General features: G+C 68.4%; 12 protein-coding genes. 7 read left to right on the plus strand and 5 right to left on the minus strand.

Annotation, left to right across the window (positions count from 1 at the left end; all coding sequences use genetic code 11):
- Positions 1-62: 62 nt before the first annotated feature.
- Together HNR30_RS18245 and HNR30_RS18250 are read left to right on the plus strand one after the other, a co-directional pair.
- Positions 63-1,265 (plus strand): ROK family protein, encoded by a 1,203-nt coding sequence (locus HNR30_RS18245; protein ID WP_181611029.1) that lies wholly within the window; start codon positions 63-65, stop codon positions 1,263-1,265.
- Between the two features lie 161 nt (positions 1,266-1,426).
- Positions 1,427-1,870, plus strand: a complete 444-nt coding sequence (locus HNR30_RS18250) for a hypothetical protein (RefSeq protein WP_181611030.1) — start codon at positions 1,427-1,429, stop codon at positions 1,868-1,870.
- Between the two features lie 196 nt (positions 1,871-2,066).
- Here the strand turns inward: HNR30_RS18250 and HNR30_RS18255 are convergent, their stop codons facing one another.
- Together HNR30_RS18255 and HNR30_RS18260 are read right to left on the minus strand one after the other, a co-directional pair.
- Positions 2,067-4,844 carry an AfsR/SARP family transcriptional regulator gene (locus tag HNR30_RS18255; RefSeq protein ID WP_220133636.1) on the minus strand — a complete coding sequence of 926 codons (2,778 nt, stop codon included), beginning with the start codon at positions 4,842-4,844 and terminating at the stop codon, positions 2,067-2,069.
- Between the two features lie 604 nt (positions 4,845-5,448).
- Positions 5,449-5,601, minus strand: coding sequence for a hypothetical protein (locus HNR30_RS18260; RefSeq protein ID WP_181611032.1), 153 nt, complete (start codon positions 5,599-5,601; stop codon positions 5,449-5,451).
- 397 nt (positions 5,602-5,998) lie between these two features.
- On the opposite strand from HNR30_RS18260, the gene HNR30_RS18265 reads away from it, so the two are divergent.
- A complete protein-coding gene (locus HNR30_RS18265; protein ID WP_312894478.1) occupies positions 5,999-6,889 on the plus strand; it encodes an alpha/beta hydrolase in 891 nt (296 codons plus the stop codon).
- A 148-nt stretch (positions 6,890-7,037) separates the two neighbouring features.
- On the opposite strand, the gene HNR30_RS18270 is transcribed toward HNR30_RS18265, so the two are convergent.
- On the minus strand, positions 7,038-7,208 hold the full coding sequence (locus tag HNR30_RS18270) for a hypothetical protein (RefSeq protein WP_181611033.1): 171 nt from the start codon (positions 7,206-7,208) through the stop codon (positions 7,038-7,040).
- 138 nt (positions 7,209-7,346) lie between these two features.
- On the minus strand, positions 7,347-7,472 hold the full coding sequence (locus HNR30_RS18275; RefSeq protein WP_181611034.1) for an NAD(P)H-dependent oxidoreductase: 126 nt from the start codon (positions 7,470-7,472) through the stop codon (positions 7,347-7,349).
- 440 nt (positions 7,473-7,912) lie between these two features.
- Here HNR30_RS18275 and HNR30_RS18280 point away from each other — a divergent pair, with 440 nt between their 5' ends.
- Positions 7,913-8,497 (plus strand): helix-turn-helix domain-containing protein, encoded by a 585-nt coding sequence (locus HNR30_RS18280; RefSeq protein WP_181611035.1) that lies wholly within the window; start codon positions 7,913-7,915, stop codon positions 8,495-8,497.
- 33 nt (positions 8,498-8,530) lie between these two features.
- Complete coding sequence (locus HNR30_RS18285) at positions 8,531-8,971, plus strand: pyridoxamine 5'-phosphate oxidase family protein (protein ID WP_220133637.1); 441 nt, start codon at positions 8,531-8,533, stop codon at positions 8,969-8,971.
- Positions 8,972-9,761: 790 nt separating this feature from the next.
- Here HNR30_RS18285 and HNR30_RS18290 read toward each other — a convergent pair.
- Entirely contained in the window at positions 9,762-10,184 is a 423-nt protein-coding gene (locus HNR30_RS18290; RefSeq protein ID WP_181611036.1) for a MarR family winged helix-turn-helix transcriptional regulator, read from the minus strand.
- 158 nt (positions 10,185-10,342) lie between these two features.
- On the opposite strand from HNR30_RS18290, the gene HNR30_RS18295 reads away from it, so the two are divergent.
- Together HNR30_RS18295 and HNR30_RS18300 are read left to right on the plus strand one after the other, a co-directional pair.
- Positions 10,343-11,218 carry a quinone oxidoreductase family protein gene (locus HNR30_RS18295; RefSeq protein ID WP_312894479.1) on the plus strand — a complete coding sequence of 292 codons (876 nt, stop codon included), beginning with the start codon at positions 10,343-10,345 and terminating at the stop codon, positions 11,216-11,218.
- 358 nt (positions 11,219-11,576) lie between these two features.
- Entirely contained in the window at positions 11,577-12,149 is a 573-nt protein-coding gene (locus HNR30_RS18300; protein ID WP_181611038.1) for an aldo/keto reductase, read from the plus strand.
- Positions 12,150-12,465 lie beyond the last annotated feature (316 nt).

Raw genomic sequence — 12,465 nt, forward strand, 5'->3', positions numbered from 1 at the left:
GATGCGCAATAATAAATACACTTTGTGTTTTAATGGAAGAGGTCGACGGAAGGAAGGCGTGCGTGCTGATCCGACGTGAGGCGAACCCCCTGCGCCAGGCTGGGAGCCAATCCCGCCTGCGCCGCCTCAATTCCCTGGCCGTCATCGAGACGATCCGGCAGGAGGCCCTGACCATCCCAATGATCGCCCAGGTCACCGGGCTGTCGAAGACGGCGGCGGACTCCGTGGTCGCCAACCTCGTGGAGCTCGGCTGGGCGGAGGCGGTCGAACCCCTGGCGCCGACCGGTGCGGGCCGACCGGCCAGCCGTTACCGGTTCCGAGCCGAGGCCGCCGTCGTGGTCGGCATCGACATCGGCCCGCACACCACCAGGGCAGAGCTCGCCGACCTCAACGGCGAGGTCCTGGCCGGCGATTCAGTCTCCCCATCGCTCACCGATCCGCCCGGCGCGCTCGTCGCGGACGCCGTCCAGGTCGTCGACCGGCTGCTCGCCGCACAGGGCCGGACCAGGGCCGAGGTGTGGTCGATCGGTGTGGCCATCCCGGCCGTCGTCTACCGTGACGTCGTCACGCGCGGAGCTGAGGGCTGGGAGGGCTTCAACGTGCGCGCCGCCCTGGAGTCGCACTTCGACTGCCCGATCTCGGTGGAGAACGACTCGAACCTTGCCGCGTTCGCCGAGGCTTGGCAGGGCAGCGCCACCACCGCCACATCGATGACATACGTGCACTCGGGCAATCGCACCGGAGCCGGGGTCGTGCTGAACAACACGGTCGTGCGTGGCGCCAACGGCGCGGCCGGAGAGATCGGCGCACTGCCGCAGCTCGGCTGGGAAAACGCGCAGGAGCACCTGCACGATGTGGAGTTGCTCGATGGCCGGAGGGCGAACCGAGCGGAAGTGTTCGCCGCGGCGGCAGCCGGTGACCCGCTCGCCGTACAGGCCGTCGACCGGTTCAGCGGCGTCATCGCCATCGGTATCGCCGCGCTCGTACTGGCTGTCGACCCCGAGATCGTGGTGGTCGGCGGTGGGAACGTCCGCGCAGGCGACACGTTCCTGGAGCCGCTGCGACGCCACGTCGAAAGGCTGTGCACGGTACGGCCCGCGCCACCCATCGTCCCCTCGACGCTGATGGAGCGTGCCTCGATCACCGGAGCGGCGGGGCTGGCGGCGAACACCGTCCTGGAACAGCTCTACGCACTGGCCGACGGCGATCGGCCACTCGCCGACATGGACGTGCCACCCTGGCAATGGACTTCTGAATCAAGATAGTGACTCACCTTGAATCGCTCCGAGTTTGGTGGAGACCTTGGCATGCCCTCGGATCATGGAAGCCGCCGCAGCAAAGCAGCGTGGTGGCGAGGCCTTCGGCGCACTCCTCATTCCTTGCCCGGTATTGCAGGGCCGACGGCAGACCGACATATTTTCCGCTCGTGAAAAGATTGATCTCGATCATCCTCACCGCCCTGGCCCTGACCGCTCTTTCCGCCGTTCCCGCCCACGCCGACTACTCGCGGTTCAACCTTCGCTACATCTGGCTGAAGGAAGGACCCAAGGCAGGCGGCGGCAGCGCCTGTGTCGAGCAGAGCATCAGCCTGGGCGGCACCTACAGGTGGCGTGCATTCACCAAGAGCGGTGATCACCAGTACAACATGCGCCACGACTGGAACAACAACCAGCGCGACATCGACATCGCGCCCGGCGTCTACACCTGGCGAGATTGCATCACCCAGCGCAACGGCTACTATTCGCTCACGGCCAGCCTGAAGAATGACTACATCGATTACGGCACCGCTTATCTGACGGGCAAGAGCCTCTATGTCTACAACGGTGGCGGCTGGTTCACTTTCGGCTCCACCCTGGAACCGCTCATCTGATCCTTGAGGCGAGCTCGTCCGCTCGCCGCCCAGGCACGCCGCCGTCCGCCGGCGTGCCTGGACCAGGTCTTCGGTGGCGGCGCTCTGCTAGTGCACCCCGCTGCCAGCACGGATCCATGGGACTGCGCGCTTGTCGGGCGGTCAGCCGAACGGTTGGGCTGTCGAGGCCGGGAACTGCTGTCGCAGGGAGCACAGATCAATCGTCACGGCAAACCCCCAAGCGAAAGGCGCGCATCTCCCCGGCTTCGGGGGCGCCGAGCGAGGTGAACAGCTCAACGGCCTGTACGGCGTGCGTTCGAGCCTGGCCGGGTCGGCCGAGAGCATGGTGGGCATGAGCCAGGCCCTGGTGGGCCCTGCCCTGTGCGAGGAGGCTGCCGATCTCCAACGCGATGGCGAGGGCATCACGGTGACTATCCACGGCCTGGGCCGGGTCACCCGCGGCCAGGAAAATCTTCCCCAGACCGATGCGGGCAGAGCATTCCATGAAGCGGTCTCCGGCTTCCCGCCAGTAGGCCAGCGCCTGGCTGGAGGCGATAACAGCCGCGCGGTAGTCTCCGTTCCGCGCCAAAAGATCGCCGAGGATGCCCGTCGTCTGCGCTTTGAGGCTCGGGATCCCGAGCTCCTGTCCCAGCTCGATGGCGTGGCGACAATGTTCGGCGGCGAGTTGGACATCACCCAGCTGCTCGTGGACGTTGGCGAGGTTGCCCAGGCTGACGGCCTCTCCCATGCGCAGGCCCTCCCGGCGGCAGATGTCCAGGGCCTGCTGGAAACAGCCGGCCGCCTCGGCGAACTCACGCAGCAAGGACAGGCCGGCGCCCAGCATGGTGAGAGCGCGTGCCTTCCCGGCCTGGTCGCCGAGCTCCGTGAACAGATCCAACGCCTGCCGTACATGATCCATGGACTCAGCCACGTGGCCCAGGCTGCGATGGATCACGGCCAGGTGATACAACGCGAGGGCCTGCCCTTCGCGGTCGCCTTCGGCTCGGGCCGAGTCCAGCGCCCGGCCGTGCAGGACGAGGGCCTGGGCCAGGTACCCGTGCTCATGGAGGTAGTGATGGAGGCGATGCGCCAGGGGGCCGATGTCCTGGGTGTGCGGGGCGATGGCCAGGAGGTTGGCGCGTTCGGCGCCCAGCCAGGCGATCCCTGCTTCCGGGCTGTCCAGCCGCTCCCAGGTGGGCAGCGGTGCGGGCCAGCTCTGCGCATAGTGCGGGAAGGCGGCCGCCAGGGCAGCGCCCGTGCCCTCCACATAATGCTCGCAGAGCCGGGTCAGCGCCGCCTGCCGGTCCTCAGGCGGCTTCAGGGCGGCCACGGTGTCGCGGGCGTACTGCCAGAGCAGGTCATGGAGGGTGTATCGGCCGGGTTCATGCTGGATGAGCATGTTCGCGTCAAGCAGGTCTTCGAGCAGCGTCTCCGTCTGCTGGAGTGGAAGGCGTGCCAGCGCCGCAGCCGCGTGTGGCTCGATGTCGACGCCAGGGTGCAGGCCGAGCAGGCTGAACAGGTGTTGCTGGGCAGCGCCGAGCTGCTCGTAGGACAGGCTGAATGCGGCTGCGACGCCGCGATCGGTGCTGGTCAGCCCGGCCAGTTGCCTGCGCTGGTCGCGCAGCCGGTCGGCCAGATAGCGGACCGTCCATCGAGGCCGGTGCCGCAACCGGGCGGCGGCGATCCGTACTGCCAGCGGCAGACCGCCGCAGAGCTGGACCACGTCCAGAGCCGCCGCGGGCTCGTCGTGCACCCGGTCACCCACGATGGCGGTGAACAAGGCCAGCGCGTCCGCGGTGGACAGCACGTCCAAGGACATGGCGGAGGCGCCGTCCAAGTCCACCAGCCGCCGTCGGCTGGTGATCAGCATGAGGCTGCGAGTGGTGCCGGGGAGCAGCGCCCGGACATGGTCGGTGTCGGCGATGTTGTCCAGCACGACCAGCAGCCGCCGGTTGGCCAGTTCGGTCCGCCACAGCGCGGTCCGGTCGGCCTCGCCGGCCGGGATCCGCTCGGGTGGCAGGCCGAGCTGGCGCAGCAGGGTCTCTAACGCGGCGCTCGGCTCGAGCGGGGCATGCCCGGCGGTGTGGGCGTGCAGATCGACGAAGAGCTGCCCGTCGGGGAACCTGTCGGCCAGGCGATGGGCGGCGTGGACGGCCAGAGCGGTCTTGCCGACCCCGGCCATGCCGTCGATCGTCGAGATCGTCGCCGGCCCTGAGCCGGCTAGTCGGTCGAGTCCTGCGATCCGTCCGACGAAGTCCGGGACGTCCTGGGGCAGGAAGGAGAGGATCCGCGGCCTCACCCTCGCCGGTTCGGGGACAGCAGCCGCGTCGTCGCGGAGGATGGAGCGCTCCAGCTCCAGGAAAGCCCGGCTGGGATCCAGACCCTGTTCATCGGCTAGTCGGATGCGGAAGTCGCGTCCGAGCGCCAGCGCGTCCGCCTGCCGCCCGCAGCGGTGCAGCGCCAGCATCAACTGCCTGATCAGCCGCTCGCGCAGCGGATGGGCGTCGAGTACGGCAGGCAGTTCCTCCACGAGGACCTCGTGATGGCCCATGACCAGCTCGGCTTCCGCCAGCTGCTCCACCGCACGCAGCCGCCGTTCCTCGAGCCGTTCCCGGGCTTGGGCGACATAGTCGGCGTTCACGTCGGCCAGCGCCTGGCCCCGCCACAGCGTCAGCGCCCCGCGGATCTCCCCGGCGGCGACCCGGTCGATGAACTCCTGCAGATCCACCTGTCCCGGTTCGGGCCGGATCACATAACCGGCGCTCTGCGTGGCCAGCATCGCGTCGGCGCCCGCCTCACGCAGCGGTTTCCTGATCGCCGCGATCGAGGCCTGAATCTGCGCGCGTGCCGTGTCCGGCGGCGTGGTGCCCCACATCGCGCCGATCAACCGTTCGACTCCGATCACGGTTCCGGCATGCAGCAGCAGGTAGGCCAGGACCGCCCGATGCCGCGGAGCCATCGGTGACGTGACCCCTTCGGTCACCGACAGCCCCACCGGGCCAAGAAGTGTGAAACGCACTATTCACCCTCCATGCCACCACTCGTGGCGAACGTAGGGGGAATCTAGCAAGGGCCACCCGCAGAATGCGTCCCAGGTCCACCAGCGAGGCGGCTGTACCCGGCAGGGGGCGACCATCGCGCGTTAACGGCGTGCATCGCCACCAACCTCAAGGCTGCCCGGGAGGCCCGGCTGTCCTACAGCGAGATCGCCGAAGCCGTCGGCCGCGCTGGGCTCAACGTGATTATTCGGCTCCGGTACGGCTCGCGCACCCACTCCGGGTGCCGTCAGCCACGCCAGTGTCAAGGTCCAGTTGATCGCGACCTCGGTGGCGAGTACATGTTGACGTCGTCGACGTGGCACGTGGCCGAGACACAACGAGCAGGAACTTCTCGGCATCCACCTTCGGCTGCTGGGAGACATCGGAGTTGGGGGCCGTCGGCCCTCGCACCGGGCGCAGGAGTGGCCGGGTGGCGTTGGCCGGTGGGTCCAGTAGGACCGGTTGAGGCCCATTATCGCCTTCTGCGCCGTGTCGCTGGTCGAGCCCCGAGAGCAGGCGCGCTTCCCGGGGAGGTCCGGGGTGGGATAGCCCTGGCCTCGCTCACGGCGGCTGCCTGGTGCTCCACCAGGGGACGAGATCGACGTCGAAGGCGCCGTTACGCAGCCGCTCAAAAGCGTGGGCCTGCGCGGGCGACGAGTGGACGACCGCGGTCAGCGCCATCACAACGCAGCGCACTCGGGATCGAACCGACATGCCAGCCCTTCTCTCGGATACGGCCGACCGTACGGACCGGACAGGGCAGGCATTCTTTGTGATCCGGAAGAGCGTTGCAATTCCGTGCACGGAATGACGAGGTCGTGTTTGACAGACGAACGGAACAAGATTTAAATGATGTGCCTGTCGCGTGACATCGGCGAGGAGAACGCCGAGGGCATGGAGGCACCGTAGTAGGGGGTTCGATCTCGTGACTTCGCAGTCCATCACCCTTATCTGAGTTTCGCCGCGACGCTCCGTGTCGCTCTGCCTTACCGGTCCTGACACCGTTCACGGCAGATGCATTCCATCGGTCTGAGCGCTTTCTCGCCTTTCCCATGTGTATTCCACGCTGCGCGAGAGGCTTGTTTCGCAACCCATGAAAAGGATCCACTTCGTGCACCTCACTCACATTTCCGCCACGCCTGATGACAGCGCCGCCGTCCTTGCCGAGATCAGGGCCATGGTCTCTCAGCCGCCCGCCCTTCCGGCCGAGGCCGACCTGACGCCCCTGCTGCCGCACACCGGCGGCGTTCCCACCACCTGGGTCAACGCTCCCCACGAACCGGAGACCGGGGTCACCATCTACGTCCACGGGGGTGGGTTCGAGTACACCAACCGCCACCTGGAGCAGGTCATGGCCTATCGCCTCTCCCAGGCGACCGGGCGTCCCGTCCTGGCAGTGGACTACCGGCTGGCCCCCGAGCACCGGTACCCGGCCGCGCTCGAGGACGTGGTGGCCGTCTACCGAAGCCTGCTCGACCAGGGCATGCCCGCCTCCCGGATCCTCCTCGCAGGCGAGTCCGCCGGGGCCACGCTGGTGTTGTCGGCGCTGCTCGTCCTCAAGCGGGAGGGCGATCTCCTGCCAGGCGGGGCGCTGGCCGTTTCCCCGCAGACCGACTTCACCCTGTCCAGCCCCTCCATCGACACCAACGATGGCCAGGATGTCGTCACCAGAGCCGTGCTCGGCCATGTCCGCACGCAGTACCTCGGCGGAGCGCGGCCTGATCAGGCGCCCCAGTCGCCGTTGCACGGCGACCTCACCGGGCTGCCGCCGCTGCTGATCGTGGCCGGTTCGAAGGAGGTCATGCTCGACGACGCACGGCGCTTCGCCGAGGCCGCTGCCGCTGCCGGGGGAATCGTCCGCCTGGACATCTATGAGGGCATGCCACACGCCTTCCACGCCAGCGTGCTTTCCGCCGAACTCTCCCCTACCGCCACGACCCTGCTCCACCGCATCCAAAAGTGGAGCGGCTCGATCCGGTCGGGTGTCCACATCGCGGAATGACGTGAATGGCCGCCGAGCAGGTCCTCCCGCTGCGGCTGAGGATCCATGGCAGCCTGGGCCCAGGGACTTCGACATCGCCGCTTCTCGCTGACTACTCCGGCCACGCCGAGTTCTGGACGACCTCGACACCAGGTCTGTCGCCTCGGGGTCAGCCGGGTGTCGGGAGGTGCGCTAGGTAACCGGCCGAGCTCAGCACCAGGCCGAGCAGCAGCACCCGGCTAGCGCCGACGCGGTCCAGCAGGATCCCGACGTACGGCTGCGCCAGCCCGGTCAGCGCGGTGCCGAGCGCGGCGGCCACCGCCAGAACAGTGACGCTCATCCCATAGACCCGACGGCCGGGGCGAAGAACACCCCGCCGAGAAGTTCAGGCCGAACGAGACGGTCGTCGCCGCCAGCGCGGCCCAGCCAGCCCTCATCCCCGCACCTTGACGGCCGACGCAGCGGCGGTGGTCTTGGCTCAGTCGGTGCTCGCCCGGTCGAGCGCGTTCTTGAGCGCGCCGGGGATGGAGTAGTTGAACTTTGGGGCGGCGATCAGCAGCCTGCCGGCCCCGGTGATCCGCCGGCGAGGGCCACTGGTGCTCAACCTCCATGCCGGCTGGCCGCAACCCTTGCGCCGCGCGCAGCGGGGCCGCGTCGCGGGAGCCGGTGCGCAGGCTGCTGAAATGCCAAGGATCTTCATGCAAGTCCAATCGCAGGGAGCCTCGGTTCCGAGGCGGATCCTGCGGCCCGCCACCGATACATCCGCAGTGGGCACGCTATGCGGGCTCTCCGAGGCCACCGATCGGGCTATGGCGAACGCATGGTGGATGTATCGACCTCGTCGCCCACGATCGGCGTCATGACCTTCGAGACCTCTGACCAGGAGAACGCCGACGCCGTTCGCGGACGAAGGCTGTATCGGGAGCGGCACCGCCGCCGGGCCGTCCGGGGACCGGACCTGAGCGCCAGGACCCAGCCACACGACAGAGCACTTGCATCGGCTCAGGCCACGGCCGTCTCCTCGCCGGTGGTAGGGGGCGGTCGGTGAACTTCGGGGCGGAGCTGCGCCGGCGGCGGCGCAGCCGCGGAATGAGCCAGCTGACGCTGGCCGACCTTGCCGGGACCGGGCAGCGCCATCTCAGCTACCTGGAGCGAGGGTTGGCGCGGCCGGGGCGTTCGCTGGTGCTGCGGCTGGCCGTACAGCTCGGGCTGAGTCCGGCCGAGCGTGATGAGTTGCTGCTGGCGGCCGGCCTGGCACCGGAGCCGGAGCCGGAGACGGGCGGCCCGCCGGTTGAGCGCGAAGCGCTGGAGGCGGTGCTCAAGGGCTATCTGCCCGCCCCGGCGCTGATCATCGACCCGGATGGAGGAGTGGTCGCCGCCAACGAGGCGGTGGTTTTGCTCACTGAGGGGTCGGAGCCCGGCTCTGTGTGCCGCCTCCTGGAATCCCGCGACGCCGATGCCCGCCGTGGATTCGGCGCCCCGCTGAGGCTGCGGAGCCTCCGTGGTGAGCTGAGGCTGCTCTCGGTGATCACTTCGCTCGCCGCGGCGGAACCCTCCTGGAAGGGATACCTGCTGAAGACCCTGTTGCCCGCCGACGCCCGGACAGCGGAACTGCTCCGGAGATCATGATGTCCTGCTCCCGCTTATATCGCCATGTAGCTATTGATCGCACCGCTGACACTCCAGGAGCACCACCATGAGTCGCACGGCAGCGACCGCGCCTACCGCCGTATGCCCGCCGAGCCCGCCGAGCCCGCCGAGCCCGACTGGCTCGGGCCGGATGAGAGGGCGTTCGTCGCCGAACGTGACAGCTTCTATCTGGCCACGGTGAGCCAGACCGGCTGGCCGTACATCCAGCACCGCGAAGGACCGGCCGGCTTCCTGCGTGTCCTGGACGGGCACACCCTCGGCTTCGCCGACGTCCAGGGCAACCGCCAGTACATCACCCGAGGCAACCTCGACCACGACGACCGTGTCTCGCAGTTCCTTATGGACTGCTCCACCCAGACCCGGCCGAAGATCCTGGGTCGGGCCCGGGCGGTGGAGGATGACCAGTCGCTGGCCCCGGCGGCTGCCGTGCGAAGGTGGAGCGAGCCGTACTGATCGACGTCGAGGGCTTCGACTGGAACTGCCCGCAGCCATCCCGCACCTGTTCCCCGCGACGCCGTCGAGCACGCCCTGAACCATCTGGGAGATCGCATCGGTGAGCTCGAGCGGGAGAACGCGCGGCTGCGCGGGGAGCGGCCATGAGCCCGCCCCTGCCGGGCGAGCCGCACGCCGCCTGGCACTACGAGCACGTGCGCGACCGCTGAGCGTGGAAGTAGTTGCGCTGCATGAGCTCAGCTCGGCGGAAGCGCAGAACATCTGAAGCGTTTGGTCGTGATGGAGGTGGAAACCCGACGTGTGCACATCTTGCGCGTCACCGCTCATCCCACCGGTGCCTGGCCCACCCAGCGCCGGGCCAACCTCGTCCCGGTTCTTCATCCGTGACCGGGACGCCAAGCTCACCGCCGCCTTCGACGAGATCTTCGCCAGCCAGGGCGTCACGGTGATGAAGACACCACCACGAACGCCCCGCGCCAACTGCTACGCCGGACGCTGGATCCGCACCGTCCGAGCCGAATGCACAGACCACATGCTGATCTACGACGAACGCCACCTTCGATCAATTCCGAGCGAGTACACCGGGTCACTACAACAAGCATCGCCCGCACCAGTCCGCCGACAACGCCCGCCTGATCAAGACGCGGGCGTCGTGGTGCCGCTGGAAGGCCGGATTCGGCGTCGGCGAGTGCTTGGCGGAGTCATCAACGAGTACCACCGAGCCGCCTAGCTCGTCCTGAGAAGCACCAGCTCAAACCTCGTGCACGAGTTTGAAGCGGTACAAGGTGCGTCAGCCCAGGGCCTTGCGCAGCAGCGCCGTCAGCTGATCCTGTTCGGCGGCCGAGAGCCGTGCGACCGCCGTGCGGGCGAAGGTGAAGGCTGTTGCGAACCGCTGGTTGATCTCGTCTCCTCGCGTGGTTCGCGCCACCAGGCGCCCGCGGCGGTCTCGGGGATCTGGCTCGCGGGTTACGAGGCCGAGTGCTTCGAGCCGCACGACGATCTGGGTGATGTTGGAGGCATCGCAGCCGAGCTCCTCCGCCAGGGCGCCCATGCCGCGGCGCTCATCGAGCCGCCCGAGCACGCACGCTTGGGCCGGGCTTAGTGACAGCTCGGCTGCGGCCGCCTCGTAGGCGCGGTCATAGACGTCGACCAGGTCGAACAAGACGGCCTCGACCTCGGATGAAGTGGCCACGGGCCCATTCGGCAGCGCCATGATGTCCAGCCTAGACGAGTTACTTGATTGCCTCAAACACTTATGGTCCAATGATGCTTGATTCGCTCAAGTAATTCGGAGGCCTGATGGACGCGGTTGTGATCGACCGATTCGGTGGAGTCGACGAGCTCTCGTTGCGCCAGATCCCACTCCCGGAGGTGGGTGACGACGACGTCCTCATCCGGGTGGAGTACGCAGGAGTCGGGTCCTGGGACGCGCTCGAGAGGGAAGGGGAGTACGAAGGCTACTTCAACGTTCCCGCGCCCTTCCCCTACGTCCTCGGCTGGGACGGAGCGGGCACGGTTGCCGCGGTCGGGCGCAACGTCACCCGGTTCGACCTGGGTGAGCGTGTCTACGCCGCGACAATGCCGATGCCGCGTGGCGGCTTCTACGCGGAGTACGGTGTCGTGGAGGCGGAGTTCGTGGCTCGCGTGCCGGACCGAATGCCGACCGCGCAGGCCGGCGCGATGGCCTGGGATGCGCTGACCGCCCTGAGCGGTCTCGACCTGCTCGGCCTGCGCCCCGGCGAGACGCTCATGATCTTCGGGGCCAGCGGGGGCGTCGGGCACATGGCGGTGCAGCTGGCGCGGCATGCCGGCCTCAGGGTGCTCGCCGTCGCGTCCGGTGACGATGGCGTCGCGCTCGCCCAGCGGCTCGACGCCGACCACGCCGTCGACGGCCGCAAGACCGACGTGTTCTCCGCCGCGTTGGAGTTCGCTCCCGACGGGCTCGATGCGGCCCTGGTCACCGTAGGAGGCGAGACGGCCGAACGATCGCTTCGTGCGGTCAAGAACTCCGGACGAATCGCCCTGCCGAACGGGGTCGTGCCCGAGCTCGTGACGTCGCCGGGCTCGCCGGTTTCGTACTACGACGGGGATCGCAGCCGTTCCGCCACCGATCGGCTGAACGCGATCATCGAGGCGAGCTCCTTCGAGGTTCACATCGCTCAGAGCTTCCCTACGGAGCGGGTCCGGGATGCCCATCGTGCCCTGAACGATCACTATGTGGGGAAGCTGGCGCTCAGAGTCGGATAGGGGTGCCGGCGGGCTCGGGGCGAGCAGGGCCACCGGGCTGAGACGGTTTTGGCGCCGCACGCCACCCGGCCGGCCGAAGCACGGTCATCTCCGGCTTCGAGGACTCGTGCGGCCCTGGAAGCCGAAGGCGCCGCACAGCTCAATGGTCTGCCCACCCGCATTGACCACCTGCTGGCCGGGGCCGCGGAACGTGAAGACGTCGCAGCGCTGGAACTCCTGGTCAAGCGTGCTACCGCTGACCCCGACGTCGAGATGGTGGCGTTCCTGTTGAGCGCGGCGAGCTCCAGCCCGCAGTCGGCGCGGGCCCATGCTGGCACTGCGCCGAACGGGCCGCGTTCGCGTGGTAGACCAGCACGCGATGGAAGGTCGTCTGCACGGGCCCGCTGCCGGGGCGGGGCGCACCGCGAGCACCCAGCCGCCGCAGTCCTCCGCGCTCAACAGGAACGGCGCGCCCGAGATCGCCTGGGCGAACGCCCACGGCATCGGCGTCATCGTCTACTCGCTGATGGACTCGGGGCTGCTCGCCGGCTCCTTCTCCGCCGAGCGGGTGGCGTCGCTGCCCGACGACGACTGGCGCAAGCACCACACCAGCTTCACCACGGGGCTGGCCGAGCGGCTGACCGTCGTCGACGCGCTGCGGCCGATCGCCGAACGCAACGCCTGTCGGTCGCCGCCATCGCGGTCGCGTGGGTGTTGGCGTGGCCCCGGCGTGACAGGGGCTGTCGTCGGAGCGCGCACCGCCTCCCAGATGGACGGGTGGCTTCCCGCCGTACGGCTCGACCTGCCCCCGGAAGGACTGGTGCAGATCGCCGCGATCCTCCCCGGCGAAGGCCCGGTCCCGGGGCGGCCGCTGCCAACGGAGGTGAGCGCGTTTCGAGGTGGAACCTTGAAGAGCGTGCGCATCGGCGCTGGCATGTCGTCCATGCTGTGACCCTGTCCAACAGGGTGCGCCCTTCCTCTGCCCATACCGCTGCCGCGCCCAGCGCGATCACTGCCTCCATTAACCAGGCGGTCGGCGGAGGCCATCCCGTTCACCGCATCCACCATCAGCAGGGCTCGACGCAGGGTGAGCGAAGGTATCCCGTCATGCGGTGGCACGTGCACGTACGGCACGCAGCGCCTCCGCCGGCGATTCGGCGGTGGGGCGCATGCCGGGTCGATGAGGCGTTGCATGATCAGCCCCGTCAGCAAGGTCAGATAGAGGCGCCGACCGCCCGCTGCGTCGCTGGAGGCGACGTTCCTTCAGC

The sequence above is a fragment of the Nonomuraea soli genome (assembly GCF_013761175.1).
In the GTDB taxonomy this organism is placed as follows: domain Bacteria; phylum Actinomycetota; class Actinomycetes; order Streptosporangiales; family Streptosporangiaceae; genus Nonomuraea; species Nonomuraea soli.